Origin of the sequence: Erythrobacter sp. W302b, assembly GCF_046452395.1 — a bacterium.
In the GTDB taxonomy this organism is placed as follows: domain Bacteria; phylum Pseudomonadota; class Alphaproteobacteria; order Sphingomonadales; family Sphingomonadaceae; genus Erythrobacter.
Window position 1 is genome coordinate 1,051,186 of sequence record NZ_JBKFDH010000001.1, and the last position, 18,736, is coordinate 1,069,921.

General features: G+C 66.9%; 19 protein-coding genes. 11 read left to right on the plus strand and 8 right to left on the minus strand.

Annotated features, from left to right (window positions below; translation table 11 throughout):
* Positions 1-98 precede the first annotated feature (98 nt).
* Genes ACLBKT_RS05130 through ACLBKT_RS05140 form a run of 3 tightly spaced genes read left to right on the plus strand, consistent with a single transcriptional unit; the run spans position 99 to position 2,646 of the window.
* On the plus strand, positions 99-1,706 hold the full coding sequence (locus ACLBKT_RS05130) for a long-chain fatty acid--CoA ligase (protein ID WP_410181879.1): 1,608 nt from the start codon (positions 99-101) through the stop codon (positions 1,704-1,706).
* Positions 1,699-2,205, plus strand: coding sequence for an N-acetyltransferase family protein (locus tag ACLBKT_RS05135; protein ID WP_410181880.1), 507 nt, complete (start codon positions 1,699-1,701; stop codon positions 2,203-2,205). Before ACLBKT_RS05130 ends, ACLBKT_RS05135 begins: the two co-directional genes overlap by 8 nt.
* Before the next feature lie 3 nt (positions 2,206-2,208).
* Positions 2,209-2,646, plus strand: coding sequence for a DUF1330 domain-containing protein (locus ACLBKT_RS05140; protein WP_410181881.1), 438 nt, complete (start codon positions 2,209-2,211; stop codon positions 2,644-2,646).
* 1 nt (position 2,647) lies between these two features.
* Here the strand turns inward: ACLBKT_RS05140 and ACLBKT_RS05145 are convergent, their stop codons facing one another.
* The 4 genes from ACLBKT_RS05145 to ACLBKT_RS05160 all read right to left on the minus strand — a co-directional run bounded on the left by ACLBKT_RS05145 (position 2,648) and on the right by ACLBKT_RS05160 (position 6,948).
* Entirely contained in the window at positions 2,648-3,733 is a 1,086-nt protein-coding gene (locus ACLBKT_RS05145) for a PA0069 family radical SAM protein (RefSeq protein ID WP_410181882.1), read from the minus strand.
* 108 nt (positions 3,734-3,841) lie between these two features.
* On the minus strand, positions 3,842-4,372 hold the full coding sequence (moaB, locus tag ACLBKT_RS05150) for a molybdenum cofactor biosynthesis protein B (RefSeq protein ID WP_410181883.1): 531 nt from the start codon (positions 4,370-4,372) through the stop codon (positions 3,842-3,844).
* 12 nt (positions 4,373-4,384) lie between these two features.
* Positions 4,385-6,142 (minus strand): lytic transglycosylase domain-containing protein, encoded by a 1,758-nt coding sequence (locus ACLBKT_RS05155; RefSeq protein ID WP_410181884.1) that lies wholly within the window; start codon positions 6,140-6,142, stop codon positions 4,385-4,387.
* Positions 6,139-6,948 (minus strand): hypothetical protein, encoded by an 810-nt coding sequence (locus ACLBKT_RS05160; protein WP_410181885.1) that lies wholly within the window; start codon positions 6,946-6,948, stop codon positions 6,139-6,141. The genes ACLBKT_RS05155 and ACLBKT_RS05160 overlap by 4 nt, the downstream gene beginning before the upstream one ends.
* A 126-nt stretch (positions 6,949-7,074) precedes the next feature.
* Between ACLBKT_RS05160 and ACLBKT_RS05165 the strand changes: the two genes are divergently transcribed.
* From ACLBKT_RS05165 to ACLBKT_RS05200, 8 genes are all read left to right on the plus strand, one after another.
* Positions 7,075-8,724, plus strand: a complete 1,650-nt coding sequence (locus ACLBKT_RS05165; protein ID WP_410181886.1) for an electron transfer flavoprotein-ubiquinone oxidoreductase — start codon at positions 7,075-7,077, stop codon at positions 8,722-8,724.
* 16 nt (positions 8,725-8,740) lie between these two features.
* Positions 8,741-9,541, plus strand: coding sequence for a hypothetical protein (locus ACLBKT_RS05170; RefSeq protein ID WP_410181887.1), 801 nt, complete (start codon positions 8,741-8,743; stop codon positions 9,539-9,541).
* 7 nt (positions 9,542-9,548) lie between these two features.
* Entirely contained in the window at positions 9,549-10,352 is an 804-nt protein-coding gene (locus ACLBKT_RS05175) for a 4-(cytidine 5'-diphospho)-2-C-methyl-D-erythritol kinase (protein ID WP_410181888.1), read from the plus strand.
* A gap of 87 nt (positions 10,353-10,439) precedes the next feature.
* Positions 10,440-11,156: an N-formylglutamate amidohydrolase gene (locus tag ACLBKT_RS05180; RefSeq protein WP_410181889.1), complete on the plus strand. Its 717-nt coding sequence runs from the start codon at positions 10,440-10,442 to the stop codon at positions 11,154-11,156.
* Positions 11,157-11,197: 41 nt separating this feature from the next.
* Positions 11,198-12,919 carry a dihydroxy-acid dehydratase gene (gene ilvD / locus ACLBKT_RS05185; RefSeq protein WP_410181890.1) on the plus strand — a complete coding sequence of 574 codons (1,722 nt, stop codon included), beginning with the start codon at positions 11,198-11,200 and terminating at the stop codon, positions 12,917-12,919.
* Positions 12,900-13,247, plus strand: coding sequence for a hypothetical protein (locus ACLBKT_RS05190; RefSeq protein ID WP_410181891.1), 348 nt, complete (start codon positions 12,900-12,902; stop codon positions 13,245-13,247). The genes ilvD and ACLBKT_RS05190 overlap by 20 nt, the downstream gene beginning before the upstream one ends.
* Positions 13,244-14,632: an NAD(P)H-hydrate dehydratase gene (locus ACLBKT_RS05195; protein ID WP_410181892.1), complete on the plus strand. Its 1,389-nt coding sequence runs from the start codon at positions 13,244-13,246 to the stop codon at positions 14,630-14,632. The genes ACLBKT_RS05190 and ACLBKT_RS05195 overlap by 4 nt, the downstream gene beginning before the upstream one ends.
* Positions 14,629-15,825, plus strand: a complete 1,197-nt coding sequence (locus tag ACLBKT_RS05200) for a class I SAM-dependent RNA methyltransferase (protein WP_410181893.1) — start codon at positions 14,629-14,631, stop codon at positions 15,823-15,825. Before ACLBKT_RS05195 ends, ACLBKT_RS05200 begins: the two co-directional genes overlap by 4 nt.
* On the opposite strand, the gene ACLBKT_RS05205 is transcribed toward ACLBKT_RS05200, so the two are convergent.
* The 4 genes from ACLBKT_RS05205 to ACLBKT_RS05220 form a co-directional block, all read right to left on the minus strand.
* The gene (locus tag ACLBKT_RS05205; RefSeq protein ID WP_410181894.1) at positions 15,822-16,613 is read right to left on the minus strand and encodes a hydrolase 1, exosortase A system-associated; all 792 of its coding nucleotides are present in this window, start codon (positions 16,611-16,613) and stop codon (positions 15,822-15,824) included. The genes ACLBKT_RS05200 and ACLBKT_RS05205 overlap by 4 nt on opposite strands.
* Positions 16,610-17,299: a hypothetical protein gene (locus ACLBKT_RS05210; RefSeq protein WP_410181895.1), complete on the minus strand. Its 690-nt coding sequence runs from the start codon at positions 17,297-17,299 to the stop codon at positions 16,610-16,612. Before ACLBKT_RS05210 ends, ACLBKT_RS05205 begins: the two co-directional genes overlap by 4 nt.
* A 33-nt stretch (positions 17,300-17,332) precedes the next feature.
* A complete protein-coding gene (locus ACLBKT_RS05215) occupies positions 17,333-17,629 on the minus strand; it encodes an acyl carrier protein (RefSeq protein WP_410181896.1) in 297 nt (98 codons plus the stop codon).
* Positions 17,630-17,734: 105 nt separating this feature from the next.
* Complete coding sequence (locus ACLBKT_RS05220; protein WP_410183648.1) at positions 17,735-18,685, minus strand: GNAT family N-acetyltransferase; 951 nt, start codon at positions 18,683-18,685, stop codon at positions 17,735-17,737.
* Positions 18,686-18,736: the final 51 nt, after the last annotated feature.

Consider the following 18,736-nt stretch of genomic DNA (forward strand, 5'->3'; position numbering starts at 1 on the left):
GGGCGAACCGATTGCCAAGGCCTGGAAGCGAAGGCATGAACACAGCCGATGCCGCTTCCGTGCGGCCAAACGCAATCACTATGGGAGAGAGACAGACAATGGCCGGAACCAGGCTCGGGGCAATGCAGGACTGGACCATGCGGGTGACCGCGGTGATCGATCACGCTGCGCGTGAGGCACCGGAACGCGAGATCGCCAGCCGCTGGGCCGATGGCAGCGAGACACGCACCAACTGGGCAGGCATTCGCGCTGACGCGCTGAAGATGGCGCAAGCGCTCCAGCGCCTCGGCCTCAAGCCCGGCGACAAGGTCGCGAGCCTCGCGATGAATCATTCGCGCCACCTGGTCAGCTGGTATGGCGTGGCCGGGATGGGCGGGGTGCTCCACACCGTGAACCCGCGCCTGTTCGACGACCAGCTCGAATATATCGTCAACCACGCCGAAGACCGGGTGCTGTGCTATGACGCGGCGTTCCAGCCGATCGTCGACCGGATGCGAGAGCGCTGGACCACCGTCGAGCATTACATCTGCTACGATAGCGGTGCGAGCGCCCCGTCTTTCGAGGACTGGATCGGCGCCGAGGACGGCGATTTCGAATGGGTCACCGGACCCGAGACCGATCCGTGCATGATCTGCTACACCAGCGGCACGACGGGCAATCCCAAGGGCGTGCAATACGAGCACCGCTCGACCGTGCTGCACGCGATGAGCGGGTTGCAACCGGCGGCGTTCAATTTCAGTTCGGCTTCGGTGATGCTGCCGGTGGTGCCGATGTTCCACGCGGCGAGCTGGGGCCTGCCCTATGCGGGCGCGATGGCAGGGATCAAGTTCGTGTTCTCGGCGGTCAATGACCCGGCGGTGCTCCACGATCTGATGCTGCGCGAAGGCGTGACGGACAGCGCGGGCGTGCCGACCGTGTGGCTCGCGCATTTCCAGTATTGCGACGCCAACGGCCTCGATCTGCCGCCCTTGAAGGCCGCCACCATCGGCGGATCGGCCGCGCCCAAGTTCATGATCGAGCGGCTGATGAAGAACGGCACCCGCGTGCAGCACGCCTGGGGCATGACCGAAACTAGCCCGATCGGCACCGTGGGCGGGCCGACATGGGACTGGGACAGCCTGACGCTGGAACAGAAGGTCGAGAAAACCGCGATGCAGGGCCGCCCGATCTTCGGCGTCCAGCTGCGCACGGTCGATCTCTCCGACATGGCGACCGAGCTGCCGCGCGATGGCAAGACCTCGGGCGCGCTCCAGATCCGCGGGCCGTGGGTGATCAAGCGCTACTTCAAGGCAGAGCAGGACGCAGTCGGCAATGACGGCTGGTTCGATACCGGCGATGTCGGCATCCTCCACCCCGACGGCACTTTGCAGCTGACCGACCGCACCAAGGACGTGATCAAATCGGGCGGGGAGTGGATCAGCTCGGTCGAGCTTGAGAACGCCGCGTGCGGGCACCCCGCTGTTGCGGAAGCCGCCTGCATCGGCATTCCCCACCCCAAGTGGGACGAGCGCCCGGTGCTCTTCGTGGTGAAGAAGGCGGGGGCCGAGGTGACGGGCGAGGACATCATCGACCACCTGAAGCCGCTGATCGCCAAGTGGTGGTTGCCGGATGCGGTCGAATTCGTCGACGACATTCCCCACACCGCGACCGGCAAGATCAGCAAGAAGGACCTGCGCGACCGCTTTGCGGACTACACGCTTGGCTGACCTGACCATCCGGCCTGCGCTCACGAGCGATGCGCAGGCCGTTTGCGACATCTACGCCTTTCACGTCGCGCACAGCACGGCGACCTTCGATATGGATGCGCCCGATGTGGCGGCGTGGGGAGAGAAGATTGCGGCCGTCACCGCGCGCGGCTGGCCCTTTCTTGTCGCCGAGCGGGACGGGGCGGTGCTTGGCTATTGCTACGCCACCCAGTTCCGCGACCGCGCCGCCTATGCGCACACCTGCGAGGACAGCATCTATGTTGCCGATACGGCGCGCGGGGGCGGGGTGGGTTCGGCCTTGCTCGCCGCTCTGGTTGATGCCGCGCGCGCGCGTGGTTTCGAGCAGATGATCGCGGTGATCGGCGGGGGTGAACCGGCCTCGGTGGCGCTCCACGCCAAGTGCGGCTTTGTCCACGCCGGGCGGATGCGCAATGTCGGCAAGAAATTCGGGCAGCTGCTCGATACGGTCTATATGCAATGCGATCTGAGGGAGGAATGAGACGTGACCTGCGAAACCTATATCGACCCCTCGCCGGTGAACTTTCAGGCCTTCAAGGACCTGCCGCGCGACACCCCGATCAATATGCTCAACCTGCTGCTCTACCGCGATCTGGCGGCATATCCCGAGGGTCACGCGCACGCGGGCAAGGGCTGGAGCGGCAGGCGCGCCTACGAGGAATACGGCGTCACATCAGGCCCGATCTTCCGCAAACTCGGCGGCCAGATCCTGTGGCGCGGACGGTTCGAGACCATGGTGACCGGCCCCGAGGGGGAGCGCTGGCACGACGGCTTTATCGCCCAATACCCCAACGCCGGTGCCTTCTTCGCGATGCTGAAGGACCCGGAGTATCAGCAGGCCGTCGTCAACCGCGCGGCGGCGCTGGTGGATAGCCGCCTTGTGCGCTTTGCGCCGGGGGAAGCGGGCGAGGGGTTCGGGTGAGCTAAAGCAACCGCAACTGTCCGCCCACCTCCGGCGCTCGGAAGCGTGAGCAATCGAGCTCGAACCGCGCCTTCCTAATCCCCGCGCGCTTGCACGCCAGCTTGAACCGCGCGCGGATCAGGTCGGCCCATACGCCTTGCGGGTTGAAGCGGCTGTGGAAGTTCGGATCATTGTCCCGCCCTCCGCGCATGTCGCGGACGATGCTCATCACCTTGCCCGCGCGCTCGGGGTAGTGGACCGCCAGCCATTCGCGGAACAGCGGCGCGACTTCGTGGGGGAGGCGCAGGGGGATCCAGTTGACGCTTTGCACCCCCCGCCGCGCCACTTCGGCGATGGTGGCTTCGATGAAGTCATCGGTGATCGCCGGGATGATCGGCGAGATCGAGCAATGCACCGGCACGCCCAATTCCACCAACCGCTCCAGCGCCGCGAGCCGTTTGGCCGGGGCGGCGCAGCGCGGTTCGAGCTTGGCGGAGAGCACCGGGTCGAGGCTCGTCACCGAGATCGACACCGCCACCAGCTTCTCGCGTGCCATGGCGGCGAGCAGATCGGCATCGTCCAGCACCCGATCGGACTTGGTCGTGATGGTCACGGGGTGGCGCGTTTCCAGACACACTTCCAGCACTTGGCGGGTGATCCGGTACGCGCGCTCGATCGGCTGATAGGGATCGGTATTGGTGCCCATCGCTATCGGCCTCGGCCGGTAACCGCGCTTCCCTAGCGTCGCCTTGAGCAGTTCGGCCGCGTTCGGCTTGGCAAAGAGCCGCGTCTCGAAATCGAGGCCAGGGGAGAGATCGTGGTAGGCGTGGGTGGGGCGGGCGAAACAATAGACGCAGCCATGTTCGCACCCGCGATAGGCGTTGATCGAGCGATCAAACGGCACGTCGGGCGATTGGTTGAAGGTGAGGATCGACTTCGGGCGTTCCTCGGTAACGTGCGTGCGAAGCTTGACTGGCGGGCCGTCGAGCGACTGCACATGATCGCGCCAGTCGCCATCGACCTCGCGCTCCGCCAGCCCGAACCGGGTCGGGACCGCCGCCGATTGTGCACCGCGACCTTTGACCAGCAAATGTTTCACGTGGAACATTTAAGGAACATTGACGCGTTTGCCAAGTCCTGTTGCAAGCGCGGCGGGTGGCCATGATCGGCGAACCACCCGACATCTGCCTCGCTATGATGTGACAACCACCCGCTGTCAGACTTCTTTCAGCCGCGGCATCAGTTCGACAAAATTGCAGGGCCGGTTGCGGCTGTCGAGTTGCTCGGCCAGAATTCCGTCCCAGCCATCTTTTACCGCGCCGTTCGATCCGGGCAGGGCAAAGATATAGGTGCCGCGCGCCACCACCGCGCAGGCGCGGGATTGGACGGTGCTGGTGCCGATGCTCTGGAAACTGAGCCAGCGGAACAGCTCGCCAAAGCCGGGAATGTCGCGGGCCCCTGCGATCAGCGACAGGGCTTCGGGAGTGACATCGCGGCCGGTCAGGCCCGTGCCGCCCGTGCTGACCACAGCGTCGATCGAAGGATCGTCGATCCATGCTTCGAACTGGGCGGCGAGCCGCTTGGCATCATCCGGCACGATCATCCGCGCCGCGAGATTGTGCCCCGCGCCCGTGACCCGCGCTGCGAGAATATCGCCCGAGGTGTCGGTCTCCGGCGTGCGCGTGTCCGATACGGTCAGGACGGCAATGTTGATCGGTTTGAAAACCCGGCTCTCGTCAATTGCCACCTGCTGCGCTCCTCAAGGCTCCAATCGGGCCGAGCGGGTCGTAGCAGCCTGCGGAAATTCCGGCCAGCGCCCTTGCGCGAGCGCGCGGCGGCTGGGCGATGGCACGCCAGCGGCCCGTTCATACATCCAGTAATTGCGCATCACGATCGCGACATAGCCGCGCGTTTCCCAATAGGGGATCGATTCCATCCACAGCAGTGGATCGCCTTGATCGTTGATCTCGTAATTCCAGCGCCCGACCGGGGTGAGCCCCGCGTTATAGGCCGCCATGATCTTGGGCAGCACGCCGCCGGTCGCGGGATGATCGCGCAGCATGGCAAGGTGGCGCTGGCCATAGGCGAGATTGACCTGCGGGTCGTTCAGATCCTCGTAGCTCGCGCCGAGGCTGAGGCGGCCCGAATGATCGCGCGCCGTGCCAGGCATGATCTGCATCAGCCCGCGCGCATTGGCCGGGCTGACTGCCGAGGCGCGGAAGTTCGATTCCTGCAAGGCGTGGGCAAAGGCGAGCGCTGGGTCGACCTGCCACCCGCCGACCGGTTGCCAATGGGCGATGGGGAAGCGCAGGCTGGGATCGCTGCTCGTGCCGTAGGGCGCGTTGTGCGCCATGAACAGCTGAGTGGAAGGCAGTCCCATCTCACGCGCCAGCCGGGCAAGAGCGCCGTATTGGTAGGCCGGGCCAATCCGGGCCTCGTGTCGCAGCACTTCGTCCGCCAGACCGGGCCGCCCGATTTCCGCGAGTGCGGCAGCGACGCGGACATTGGGACGCTGAGCGAGCTGCGCCCAGTCGGCCCCGCTGAACGGCGGCGGCGGTGCATTCGCAGGCAGTTCGACCCCGAGCTGATCAGCGGCGAGCATCCCGTAGAGCGTCTCGTTCATCTGCGCCGCGGCAGACAAGTGCTGCTGTGCCTGCTCCGGCTCCCGGCACCGCACCAGCGCGCGGTGGGCCCAGTAATGCCCGGCAGCGGCGAGTTCGACATTGGCAGCACTGCCCGCCACCCGCGCAAAGGCCTCTCCGGCAAGCGAGCAATAGCCCAGCCGCCACGATGACAGCCCTTCGACCCACGCACCTTCCGCGACCCACTCTCCCGAGCCTTCGGCCACGGTGCGTGCGAGCTCCAGAGCGGCGTTGTCGTTGTTCTCGATATAGTGGCTCCACGCCACGCGCTGACGCCACTCGGCCCGCGCATCGCTGGAGAGCATCGGATCCACTTCGGCGAGCAGGCGCTGCGCTTCGCCGGGATTGTCAGCCTTGATCGCCTCGAGGATCAGGCTCGCCGTGGCGCTTGGCATGGTGCCGTCGTTGACGGAGCGCGGCAGGATGCGCTTGGGCGCATAGGGTTGGCGCGCAAAGCCCTGTGCGCTCGGAAGGGGTGGCAGATAGCTGACCCCGCGCTTCGCCCCCATCTTGGCGAGCTGTTCAGCCTGGGGGAGATCGGTGCCGGCGGCGAACCAGCTTGCGATCTGTTCGGCCGAAACCTTGGGACTTTTGGCGTGGGTGTAAAATTCGGCGCGCGCGGCCTGGGTCAGGATGCCTTCGGGGCGCTGGGCGAGCAGGTTTTCGACCACATCCCACTGTTCGGCATCAATCGCGGCGAAGACCTGACGATAGGCATTGCGCTCCTCCGGCGTCAGCACCGGCGCAATCGCCGTCTCGGCCGGGGTCGCGCCATTCCAGCGCGCCACCAGATCGCCCGATTGCGCGGCGAGCGGCGCAGGCAGAGTCGCGGCGGCCAATATTGTCGCGGTCAGCACGCGCAGGCGAAGTTTCATTGTGGGGGCGACCATTGCGTCCATCTCCGCCAGAACCGGGCTTTCAGCCGGGGCATGTCCATCAGGGAATCGAGCGTTTCGCTCACGATTACCGGGACTTTGCCACCGGTATGGTTGATTTCGCGTAAAGGATGTTCGGCCGCGTTCGCGCCGATCATCGGCGCTAGGCCGGTGCCAAAGGCGATCACGCGCGCCGGACGCACCAGACTGACGTGATGACGCGTCACCGCGTCCATCCCGCCCGCTGCCAGCATCGCCAGATCGGCCATCGGCGTGTGGCAGGGCAGGGCCGCAGCGATATAGACCGCGCTCTCGTCCAGCCTCATCGCGGCGAGGATATTGGCGAGCAGGCGCCCTTGCGGCCCGGACAGCAGGCGGTCACGGTCTGCTTCTTCAGGCTGAGGCACCAGCACCATCAGCGCGGGTTCGCAGTCCCCACGCGGCGCAATCCGGGGAAAAGCGCGCGCGGTGTCGATCCCTTGCGCCGTCATCCACCATTCGCGGAAGGCGGCCAGATCCTGCGGCGGCGATTCGCCCAGCAGATCGCGGCGCAGCGTTGCTGGGGGCAATGAGTGCGCGGGAGGCAGAGCGCGGGCTGGAACAGATTCGCTCGCTGGGGCAGGTGCCTCAACAATTCCAGCCAGGGCGGGGTGGGCCGCTTTGGTGTCCGCTGGGGCCTTGGCCAAAGGCGCATCGGCCAACCACGCCGTAGCGTCATCCCCATAGTCGCAATCGACCCCCGCCGCGCGCCACCAGGCGAGCGCCGCTTCGAATTCACGCGCTATTGAAAGGTCGGGCCGGCTCATGGAGGGGTCATGCTATCCATCGCGGGTCTTGACTGTCCCCGAGGGTGTTAGCAAGTGGACAATCAAGCCATATCGCCAGACTGTGCGGCCTGCGCGCCCAATACCAACAAGGATCAGGAAAGCCCCATGATCGAACGTGAATCAATGCCCTGCGATGTCGTGATCGTCGGGGGTGGTCCTGCGGGGCTGGCAGCCGCGATCCGCCTGAAGCAGATCAACGCCGACCTCGAAGTGATCGTGCTGGAAAAAGGCTCTGAAATCGGAGCGCACATCCTGTCGGGCGCGGTGGTCGATCCCAAGGCGCTGGACGAGCTGCTGCCCGAATGGCGCGATCAAGGGTGTCCGATGGCGCAGACCCCGGTGACCGACAATTGGCACTGGGTGCTGTCGAAGACCGGCAAGACCTCGATTCCCCACGCAATCATGCCGCCGCTGATGAGCAATCACGGCTGCTACACCGGCTCGCTGGGCAACATGACGCGCTGGCTGGCCGAACAGGCCGAAGGGCTGGGCGTGATGGTGTTCCCCGGCTTCCCGGCCGCCGAAGTGATGTTCGATGAAAGCGGCGCGGTCGCCGGCGTCATCACGCAGGACATGGGCGTGGCGGCAGATGGCAGCCACAGGGGCGATTTCCAGCCCGGTATGGAGATCCACGCCAAGTACACCCTCTTCGCCGAAGGTGCGCGCGGCAACCTCACCAAGCGCATGAAGGCCAAGTACGACCTCGAGGCAAACTGCCAGCCGCAGGTCTATGGCCTCGGCATCAAGGAATTGTGGGACATCGATCCCAAGAAGCACAAGCCGGGCCGCGTGATCCACACGCAGGGCTGGCCGCTCACCGAAAGCGAAAGCTGGGGCGGGGGCTTCCTCTACCATCAGGCCAATGGTCAGGTGGCGCTCGGCTTCGTGACCGCGCTCGATTACAAGAATCCCTGGGTCTCCCCCTATCAGGAATTCCAGCGCTGGAAGAACCACCCGGCGATCCGCGAATATCTCGAAGGCGGCAAGCGCGTCAGCTACGGCGCGCGCGCAATCAACGAGGGCGGGTGGCAGTCGGTGCCCAAGCTCGCCTTCCCCGGCGGGGCGCTGATCGGCTGCGCGGCGGGCTTCGTCAACGTGCCGCGCATCAAGGGCAGCCACACCGCGATGAAGAGCGGAATGCTGGCGGCCGAAAGCATCGCGGCGGCGATTGCGGCGGGCAGCGCTAACACCGAACTGGCCGATTACGACGCAGCCGTCCGCTCCAGCTGGATCGCGACCGAGCTCAAGGTCGTCCAGAACGCCGAGCCTGCGGTCGCCAAGTTTGGCGGCGATATCGGGACGGTGCTGGCGGGCATCGACATGTGGATGCGCACTTTGAAGATCGGCCTGCCGATCAGCATGAAGCACCACAAGGACTACACCATGACGGGCCGCGCCGATCTCTATCCGAAGATCGACTACCCCAAGCCCGACGGCGTGATCACCTTCGACCGCCTCACCAATGTCGCCTACAGCTACACCAACCACGCCGAGGACCAGCCCTGCCACCTGCAGGTGAAAGACCTCGAGCTGCAGAAGGTGAGCGAACTCGGCGTCTTCGGTGGGCCCTCGGCGCGCTACTGCCCGGCGGGGGTCTACGAATGGCTGACTGACGAGAAGACCGGCGAACCCAAGTTCCAGATCAACTCGCAGAACTGCGTCCACTGCAAGACCTGCGACATCAAGGACCCCAATCAGAACATCAACTGGGTGACGCCCGAGGGTGGCGGCGGGCCGAACTATCCGAATATGTAAGGCGCGCGCGATGCCGGTGACCGAGACCGATTGGGAGAATGCGGCACCGGCGAGTCTCGCGATGTTCGGGATCGACCGGCGTTCGGCCATGGCAGGCGGTCTTGCCGCGCTGTCCTTCGCGCTGCTCGGCTGCGAGGTGTCCGCGGCCAAGCCGCCCCGCCGCATGGCCGCGCGCGACTGGATCGAACGGCAGGGCGAGTTGGCGCGCGCGCTCAAGGGCGGGCAGGTCTCGGCGCTGCAATGGATGGCCGAGGCCGAGCGGCTGGCGGAGGAAATTGACGTCGCCGAGCTGATGGCCGAGCTGGACCGCGCGCAGGTAGTCCAACAGGCGCTCCCCACGACCAACGACCCGCGCAAGAGTGCCATCCGCTTCCTCGACGCAGACGGCGCGCCGCGCAAGCTCGGCTACGGGGCGGCGCTGTTCGCATTCGCGCCGCACAATGTCATCACCCCTCACGGGCACCGCCACATGGTCTCCTCGCACCTCGTGGTCGAAGGCGCGTTCCGGGTGCGCAATTTCGACCGGCTGGGGGACGAGGACGGGGCGATGATCGTGCGCCCGACCCGCGATTACATTGCCCGCACGGGCCAGCTTTCAGCCATGACCCCGGAGCGCGACAATATTCACTGGTTCGTCCCGCAAGGCGGCCCTGCCATGACCTTCGATGTGATCATCTCCGGGATCGATCCGGGCGAGGCCGATTACGAGATCGAAGCGATCGATCCGCTGGGCGGCACGATGCGCCCCGATGGTGCCATCCGCGCCGCCAAGATCGACTTCGAGGCAGCGTCCGACAAATACACGGCGGCGGTCTAGCGCCGACATGCCCGTCACCGAAACCGCCTACGCCAAGATCAACCTTGCGCTGCACGTCCGCAGGCGGCGGGAGGATGGGTATCACGCGCTCGAGACCCTGTTCGCCTTCGTCGATGCGGGCGATGTGCTGAGCGCCATGCCCGCCGCGCAGGACAGCGTCACCACGCTGGGTGAATTTGCAGGGGTGCTCGACAATCCCTTCGACAACCTCGTCGCCCGCGCGCTGAACGCTCTCCCGCGCGCGCAGGGCCTTGGCGTTACGCTAGAGAAAAATCTCCCCGTTGCGGCGGGTCTCGGCGGTGGGTCGGCGGATGCAGGGGCGGTGTTTCGGATTGTGGAGGCGCTCCATGGCCTGCCCGAGGACTGGCAGGCGCGGGCAGCAAAACTCGGCGCGGATGTGCCTGCCTGCGTGCTGAGCCGCACCCATATCGGCCTCGGCACCGGCACCGAGCAGCTTGATGTCGAGGACGACCTTGCCGGAACCCCCGTGCTGCTGGTCAACCCGAGGGTGCCGCTTGCGACCGGGCCGGTGTTCAAGGCGTGGGACGGGGTGGACAGGGGCGCGCTTCCCCAGGGCCCGGCCAGCCGGATCGCGCGGGAAGGGCGCAACGACCTCGAAGCCCCCGCCATCAGCCTCTGCCCGGTGATCGCCGAGGTGCTGGCGGCCCTCCAGGCCACCAACCCGTGGCTCGCCCGCATGTCCGGCTCGGGCGCGACCTGCTTTGCGCTCTATAACACCCCCGAGGCGCGCGATGCGGCGGCGGGAGCCATGCCGTCCGGCTGGTGGACCATGGCAGGGCGGCTGCGGTGATCGCTCCAAACTCCGTTCGTGTCGAGCGTAGTCGAGACACCCTGCACAAGCCTCTCGACTTCGCTCGCGGCGAACGGAGGTGGGGGCATGAGTGAAGCCTTCCGCCAGCTTGGCACGCCCACCCCCGGCGGGATCGTCTGCACTGCCGACCACGCCTCCAACGCCGTGCCCGCCGACATCCCCCTTGGAATCCCCGAACACCTGCTGCACGAACACATTGCCCTCGATATCGGCACCGAGGCCATTGCCGAGCTGCTGGCCCGCGACCACGCCATCCCCGCCCACATCGCCGCGTTCAGCCGCCTCGTCTGCGACCTCAACCGTGAGGAGAGCGCCCCCGGCCTCGTCCCGCCGGAGAGCGACGGACACCTGATCCCCGGCAATGTTGGCGCGGACCGCGAGGCGCGGCTGGCCCGCTTCCACCGCCCCTACCACACCGCGCTGGAGCAGTGGCTGGCGGCGGCCGATCCCGCTCTGATCCTCTCGCTCCACTCCTTCACCCCGCGCCTTGCCACCTCCGAGGCGGCGCGGCCGTGGCAGGTGGGGGTGCTCTACAATCAGGACGAGCGCGCCGCGCGGATCGCGATTCCGCTGCTCGAAGCCGAAGGGCTGATGGTCGGGGACAACCTCCCCTATTCGGGGCGCGATCTCAATTACACCATGAACCGCCATGCCGAAGCGCCTGGCCGACCTTACCTCGGCATCGAGCTGCGCCAGGATCTTGTTGAGACCCCCGATGCTCACATGCGCTGGGCGACATTGTTGGCGAATATTGCGCAAAGGGTTGCGTCAGCGCTTCGCTAGAGGCAAGGGCGTGTCGTAAATTGCCGCTAACGGGAAATCTTATGTCGCAGAAGTTTGACAAGTCGAAGCTCCCCAGCCGCCATGTCTCGGTTGGCCCGGAGCGCGCGCCGCATCGCTCCTATTACTACGCGATGGGCATGACCGAGGAAGAGATCGCCGCCCCCTTCGTCGGCGTGGTCAGTGCCGGGAACGACTCGGCGCCCTGCAACACTACCTTGAACGCGCAGGCCGATATCTGCCGCGAGGGCGTGATCGCCGGCGGCGGCACCCCGCGCCGGTTCAACACCATCACCGTCACCGACGGGATCGCGATGGGCCACCAGGGGATGAAATCCTCGCTTATCAGCCGCGAGGTGATCGCGGATTCGATCGAGCTTTCGATGCGCGGGCACTGCTACGACGCGCTCATCGGGTTTGCTGGCTGCGACAAGAGCTTGCCGGGCATGATGATGGCGATGTTGCGGCTCAATGTGCCCGCGATCTTCGTTTATGGCGGGTCGATCCTGCCGGGCAGCCATGATGGCAAGGACGTGACGGTCAAGGACGTGTTCGAGGCGGTCGGGCAATATGCCGCCGGGAATTGCCCGCTCAAGGATCTGATCGCGCTGGAAAAGGTCGCCTGCCCCGGGCACGGCGCCTGCGGCGGCCAGTACACCGCCAACACCATGGCCTGCGTGGGCGAGGCGATCGGGTTGTCCCTGCCCAACAGCAACATGGTGCCTGCGCCCTATAAGAACCGCGCTGAAATCGCGACGGCGGCGGGCAAGCAGGTGATGGAACTGCTTGCGCTGAACCTGAGGCCGCGTGACATCTGTACCCGCGAAGCCTTTGAAAATGCTGCGCGCGTCGTCGCTGCCACCGGGGGCTCGACCAATGCGGGGCTGCACCTGCCCGCGATGGCGAGCGAGGCGGGTATCGCCTTCGACCTGTTCGATGTCGCCGAGATCTTCAAGACCACCCCCTACATCGCCGATCTGCAACCCGGCGGACGCTACGTGGCCAAGGACATGTATGACGCGGGCGGGGTCTATATGCTGATGAAGACGATGCTCGAAAATGGTCTCCTCCACGGCGATTGCATGACCGTGACGGGCAAGACCTTGGCCGAGAACATCGATCAGGTCACCTGGAACCCTGATCAGAAGGTGATCTACGACGTAAAGACCCCGCTCAGCCCCACCGGCGGCGTGGTTGGCCTCAAGGGCAGCCTGGCGCCAGACGGGGCGATCGTGAAGGTCGCCGGGATGGCGCGGCTTCAGTTCACGGGCCCGGCGCAGGTGTTCGATTGCGAGGAGGATTGCTTTGCCGCAGTCGAAGCGCGCCAGATCCAGGAAGGCGCGGTGATCGTGATCCGCTACGAAGGGCCCAAGGGCGGCCCGGGGATGCGCGAGATGCTCTCCACCACCGCCGCGCTCTACGGGCAGGGCATGGGCGAGAAGGTCGCGCTGATCACCGACGGGCGCTTTTCGGGCGCGACGCGCGGCTTCTGTATCGGCCATGTCTGCCCCGAAGCTGCGGACGGCGGCCCCATCGGCCTGATCGAGGATGGCGACATCATCAGCATCGATGCAGAGGCCGGCACGATCGAACTCGATGTGCCCGAGGACGTGCTGGCCGAACGGCGCAAGTCCTGGCAGCCGCGCACCAATGACTATCAGTCGGGCGCCCTGTGGCGTTACAGCCAGATCGTCGGCCCCGCGCGCTATGGGGCCATCACCCATCCGGGTGCTAAGGCGGAGACCCATGTGTTTGCGGATATCTAGCACGCTCGCGGGCTTGGCTGTGCTGGCAGGCTGCGGCGCGGCGGAAAGCGTGCCGCCACCGGGCGACGAGGTCGCCTGCGCGATTGGAGCAGGCGCGGCGCTCTCGTCAGTCTGCACGCTTGAGCGGGTGGGGAATGACGTCATTCTTCACCACCCCGGCGGCGGCTTCAGGCGGCTGACCCGCGATCCTGCAACCCGCGCGCTTGCTCCGCGAGACGGGGCCGAGGTGCTGGTGCCCGAACAGGGCGGGGCGGGTGTGGAGGCCTTTGCCATCGGTGCGGACCGCTATCTGATCCCCCGCACGCTCCTCGATCCGCCGCAAAAGTGACCGCCGCACAGGTCCTTACCGCCGCCCAGATGCGCGCTGCCGAACAGTCGCTGTTCGATGCTGGGACCAGCGTTTCGGACTTGATGGGGATCGCGGCGGGCGGCGCGGCCGAGTGGATCCGCCGGATCGCCGGAGGACGCGCGGTGACGGTTCTGTGCGGCCCCGGCAACAATGGCGGAGACGGCTATGTCATCGCTCGCGTCTTGCGGGAGGCGGGCAATGCGGTGGCCGTGATCGCGCCGCTCGACCCCGCAACCGATGCCGCCAAAGCAGCGCGGCGGCGGTGGGACGGGCCGGTCAGCACGGCCGGAGGGGCGGCGGGCGATGTCTTCGTCGACTGCCTGTTCGGTTCCGGCCTAGCGCGGCCCCTGATCGCCGAGCACGCCTTGCTGCTGCGCGATCTGGCAGGGCGGCATCGCTACAAGGTCGCGGTCGATGTGCCCTCGGGGATTGCCAGCGATAGCGGCGCGGTGCTGAACGAGCGGCTGCCCGCCTATGACCTGACCCTCGCGCTGGGCGCGTGGAAGTTCGCGCATTGGAGCCTGCCGGGCCGGGCATTGATGGGGCAGATGCGGCTTGTACCGATCGGGATCGCTCCCGTTGCAGGAGCGGCGGAGCTGGTCGAACGGCCTCGCCTCAGCGCCCCCGCCGCTGACAGCCACAAATATCGGCGCGGGCTGCTTGGCATCCTTAGCGGAGCCATGCCGGGGGCGAGCCTGCTCGCCGCTGCCGCTGCCCAACGCGCGGGCGCGGGCTATGTGAAGCTGTTCGCCGATCACGCCGATCCGCGCACGCCGCCCGACGTGGTGACCGACTGTGCGCCGCTGGCCGAGGCGCTGGCTGATGCGCGCATCGCTGCGGTGCTGGTTGGGCCGGGCCTGGGCCGCGATGAAGCGGCGCGTGCCAGGGTTGAAGCAGCCTTGGCACAGGCGCGCGCCCTGGTGCTCGATGCCGATGCGCTGATGCTGCTCGCCCCCGCGATGCTCACCCGCGAAGTACCCATGCTAGCCACCCCGCATGACGGCGAGCTTGAGGCCCTGTGCCGCAGCTTTGGCGTCATCGCGGAAACCCGCCGCGACCGGGCTCTGGCACTGGCGAAGGTCAGCGGAATGGTCGTGCTCGCCAAAGGGCCGGACAGCATCGTTGCCGCGCCTGACGGCCGCCTCGCGCTCGGGCCGCCCGCGCCCAGCTGGCTGTCGGTGGCCGGAACGGGCGATGTGCTCGCCGGGATTGCCGCCAGCCGCATGGCGAACGGTGCCGATCCCTTCAGCGCTGCCTGCGAGGCGCTGTGGCTCCATGGCGAGGCCGCGCGGCGGGCCGGGGCGGCTTTCACGCCGACGCAGCTTGCCGAACGGGTGTCCGAGGCGCTAGCGGCCTGCCTGTGACCGATCTTGAAACCATCATCCGCCTCGCCGCCAAAGGCGACGGCGTGACCCTGTCCGGCCGCCATATCGCAGGCGGCGTGCCCGGCGACATGGTGGACGAGGGAGGCACCCTCACGCCGGGCCCGCATCACATCGCGCCCGCCTGCCGCCATTTCGGCGTGTGTGGCGGCTGTCTGTTGCAGCACGCAGACGACACAGCGCTCGCCGCGTTCGTCGAGGGTCGTGTGGTCAATGCCGCGCGGGGGCAGGGGCTGGAACCGGCCGAACTGCTCCCCGTGCACCTCTCCCCGCCTGCCACCCGCCGCCGCGCAGGCCTCCATGGACTGCGCACGGCCAAGGGCGCTGTGCTGGGTTACCGTGAGGGCGGCTCGCACCGCGTGGTCGATCTGGCCGAATGCCCGGTGCTGCACCCCGCGCTGGTCGCGCTGACCGCGCCGCTCCGGCAGTTTGTGGCGGCGCATGGGCCAAAGGGGATGGTGGGGATCGATCTGACCTTGGCGGATCAGGGCGTGGAGGCGTGTCTCACCCACTTCCCGCTCGAAGGGCTCGGCCCGACCGAAGCGGCGCTCGATTTCGCGCGCGAACAGGGCCTTGCACGCCTTTCCTTCGATCAAGGCTACGGTCCAGAGACCGTCTGGGAGCCCGAACCGGCGACGGTGACCCTGTCGGGCGTTCCGGTGAGCCTGCCGCCCGGCGCCTTCCTTCAGGCGACCCATGATGCCGAGCATGTGATGGCCTCCGATGCCGCCGAATGGCTGGCGGGTGCACGGGTTGTCGCTGACCTGTTCGCGGGGCTCGGCACTTTCGCCTTTGCGCTGCGAGGGGGAAGCAAGGTGCTGGCGGTCGAAGCGGAGCGCGCGGCCCACCTCGCGTGCAAAGCGGCGGGGGCGATCAGCGGGGGCCGGGTGCTGGCGCTCCACCGCGATCTGTTCCGTTCGCCGCTTCAACCTGAGGAGCTTAACCGCTTCGAGGGTATCCTGCTCGATCCGCCGCGCGCTGGCGCCCGGGCCCAGGTCGCGGAAATCGCCGCGAGCACGGTGTCGCGGGTGGTCTATGTCAGCTGCAACCCTTCAAGCTGGGCGCGCGATGCGGCGGTGCTGGCCGAGGCCGGGTTCCGGCTTGCGAAGCTGCGCCCGGTCGGCCAATTTCGCTGGTCGACCCATGTCGAATTGGTCAGCTATTTCGAGCGTTAAGCGCGCAAGCTTTCAAGGATTCGAGCTTCCAGCCACGCGCGGTGTTCCGGCTCGACATAGGCGTGGCCTGCACCTTCGCAGCGCGCAATCCGCGCATCGTTCCTGTCCCACGCGGTTTCGAACACTTGCGCGGTGCGGTCTGCCGTGGCGACGAGGATGCGGACCGAACCGGTGAAGCCTGCCAGTCCGGCGGCCATGTCCTGCGCAAGGTTCGATGGCGGCGGGGGCGGGCGCAGGGCGTGGACGATGCCGCGCGCCAGCTTGCCGAGATTCACACCGCCGCCCAGCAAGCGCATGATCTCGCGCGGGTTTTTCAGTTTTTCCAGATAGCGCGCGCGGATCGCAGCCGGGGGCGGGGTGTCGTCCCCCGCGCCATGGCTTTCGTCCTGCTCGATCGTCCAGGGGTTCGACAGCACCAGCCCATCGCAGCCCGCACCGCCTGCCAGCATCAGCGCCGAGGCGGCATCGCAATTGCCGAAGGCGACCACCCGAGCGAGCTGTGGCACCATCGCGCGGAAGGCATCGACGGCGCAGGCAATGTCCTTGGCGGAATGGCGAAACCCGCGGTTCTCGCCTTCGCTGTCCCCGATCCCGCGCCGGTCGAACCGGAACACCGGGAAGCCTGCGCGGGCGATCCGCGCGGCCATGTCGGCCTGACCGCCAAACGCGCCCGAGCGGATCTCGTTGCCGCCGCTGACGATCAGCAGCCCGGTCGTCCCCGGCGCTGTGTCGAGCGTGCCGGCCAGCGTCAGACTCCCGCAACCAAAGGTGTGAGACAGGCGCGTCATGCGGCTGAATTCCTGATACTTTCAGCAATCATTCCGGCGAGACAATCGGCTTGCCCTGCGTCCTCGTCAGGCTCGGCGCGCAGCCATAGGCCGGGGCCGCCGACCATGCTTTGGGCAATGTCGGACTGGCCGGGGCCGAGCGTCGGCTCTGCGGTTTCGAGTTCGCGGATCATCGCCGCGCCAAGGGGCCAGCCGCCGAGCACCAGACCGCTCTCGCGCCCTCGCACCATCAGCCCATCTGACGTCTCGGCCATTCCCGCCTCGCGGGCGGCAATAGTGCGCGCGCGGATCATGCCGCGCAGCAGCTTGGGGCCGCTTTGCGCGGCGTAGTGCCAGCCGGGCAACGTCGCCGGTGAGATCAGCGCCCCCGCGCGGATCGCCAGCACGTGGGTCGCGCCCAGCGCTTCGCTGGCAGCGATCATGCCCGCGCGCCAGCCTGCCAGTGTCTGATAGTCGAGGGGAGCAAGGCTCTCGTTGCAGCCCGGTAGATCGGGCAGCAGCGTGTCGATCCCGGCTGCGTCCAGTCGTCGCATGACTTCCACCGTGAACCGGCGCAGCTTGTTCGCCTCGTCAAACCAAGCCGGGCACACAAGCACCCGCGCCGGGCGGGCGCGATCGAAGGCGACCAGCAATTCCTCGGACGGCGGTCCGCCATCGGGGGCCGGATGGTTCCATGTGAAAATCACCCGAGAGGCACCCTGGAGGGGGGCAAGACCGACCTAGCGTGCGTCGAGCTTGGCCCGCGCAAACGCCAGCAGACCGCCGTAGGTTTCCAGCATCTCGCCATCGACATCGTCATCCTCGATCACGATGCCGAGCCGGTCTTCCATTTCGGTCAGGAGCCCCGCGACCGCCATCGAATCCAGCTCCGGCAGGTGGCCGAACAACCCTGATTCCAGACCGAAGGCAGCGGCCTGCGCCGGGTCAAGCCCCAGCACATCGGCGATCAACGCCTTGAGTTCGCTATCGAGCGCTGCCTCGCCTGCTGCGCTTTCGATGTTCGGAATGGTGGTCATTGATGCCCAAATCCCCGTATTCGGCCCAGCGTATTCGGCCGTGGCGGCGGGGCTTAGCCACGCGCGCGGCCGGGTGCAAGCACTGCGGGGCCGCAGGTGCGCGCCTCAGGCTGCGCTGCGGCGCAGAAGTCGCTTGGCGAGCGGGGGCCAGCTTTTGGGCTGTGCCGGGTCGAGACAATCGATGCGGAAACGTGGACGCACGTCCTCCATCCAGTCGGCCTTGTAGCCCTGATCGCCGGTGCCAAAGTCAACGAGCTCAACGCGGTCCACATCGATCACGTGCTGGAACAGGGCCGCCGTCAGCGTGGTTCCGGCAGAGAGCGGCTTATGGCTCTCAAGATGAGCGAGCTTGTGGATATAAGCAATTGAATTTTCGACAGTCCAGCATTGCGCCGCGACAGCGAGGTCGTCTGCACGGGCCACTCCCAGCCGCAGTCGTCCGGCTGCGCCTTCGGCTTCAGCGAAGGCGCGCAGCATGGCGGGCTGATCCTCGGCGGGTTTCCAGCTTGCGGCATAGATCGCCTCGTAATCCGCCCAGACATCCGCGTCGAAGTGGGTGAGCACCTCCACCTCGACCTTCTTCGCCTTGCGCTTGAGCGTCGTGCGCAGCGGGCCAGGGCGGCTTTCCCAATAGGCGGCAAAGCTGCGCCCGCGCACGGGGAGGATGTGATTGATATCGCAGGGCTCCACCACGACTTTCCAGCCAGCGTTACGGAATGCGCGGGCGAGCCGTTCGGCCGATCCATCCTCGCTCGGCACGGGTTCGAGCGTCACCCGGTGGCCGCGCGTCTTCAACTGCCGCGCAATCGCTTCGAGCAAACTGTCACCCGCCGCTCCCGCCGGAGCAAGCTCGCGCCAGGTGAAGCTGTACCAGTTGCGCAAGGGTGCGATTCGCCCGCGGTCCTCCGTCAGAGCCAAGGCCGCGGCACTATCGGCGTCGCTCGCCATCGCGATCAGTGGCACGAGTCCGGTCTCGGCCAGCAGCGCAAACCACTCGGCCCGGTCGAACGGCGCGGGGGTGCTGCTGCCTGCGCCTTTGGCGCGCAAGGCTTGCAAGACGTTAACGCTATCGTGATACCGCGCTTCGATCACTGTAGTAGAACGCTC

What these genes read in the sequence shown, in the direction of transcription:
- ACLBKT_RS05160 (WP_410181885.1), bottom strand. Translation starts at nt 6,948, where the DNA reads ATGAGCCGGCCCGACCTTTCAATAGCGCGTGAATTCGAAGCGGCGCTC.
- ilvD (WP_410181890.1), top strand. Translation starts at nt 11,198, where the DNA reads ATGTCGCAGAAGTTTGACAAGTCGAAGCTCCCCAGCCGCCATGTCTCG.
- ACLBKT_RS05205 (WP_410181894.1), bottom strand. Translation starts at nt 16,613, where the DNA reads ATGACGCGCCTGTCTCACACCTTTGGTTGCGGGAGTCTGACGCTGGCC.
- ACLBKT_RS05145 (WP_410181882.1), bottom strand. Translation starts at nt 3,733, where the DNA reads ATGTTCCACGTGAAACATTTGCTGGTCAAAGGTCGCGGTGCACAATCG.
- ACLBKT_RS05190 (WP_410181891.1), top strand. Translation starts at nt 12,900, where the DNA reads ATGTGTTTGCGGATATCTAGCACGCTCGCGGGCTTGGCTGTGCTGGCA.
- ACLBKT_RS05215 (WP_410181896.1), bottom strand. Translation starts at nt 17,629, where the DNA reads ATGACCACCATTCCGAACATCGAAAGCGCAGCAGGCGAGGCAGCGCTC.
- ACLBKT_RS05155 (WP_410181884.1), bottom strand. Translation starts at nt 6,142, where the DNA reads ATGAAACTTCGCCTGCGCGTGCTGACCGCGACAATATTGGCCGCCGCG.
- ACLBKT_RS05130 (WP_410181879.1), top strand. Translation starts at nt 99, where the DNA reads ATGGCCGGAACCAGGCTCGGGGCAATGCAGGACTGGACCATGCGGGTG.
- ACLBKT_RS05180 (WP_410181889.1), top strand. Translation starts at nt 10,440, where the DNA reads ATGAGTGAAGCCTTCCGCCAGCTTGGCACGCCCACCCCCGGCGGGATC.
- ACLBKT_RS05165 (WP_410181886.1), top strand. Translation starts at nt 7,075, where the DNA reads ATGATCGAACGTGAATCAATGCCCTGCGATGTCGTGATCGTCGGGGGT.
- ACLBKT_RS05175 (WP_410181888.1), top strand. Translation starts at nt 9,549, where the DNA reads ATGCCCGTCACCGAAACCGCCTACGCCAAGATCAACCTTGCGCTGCAC.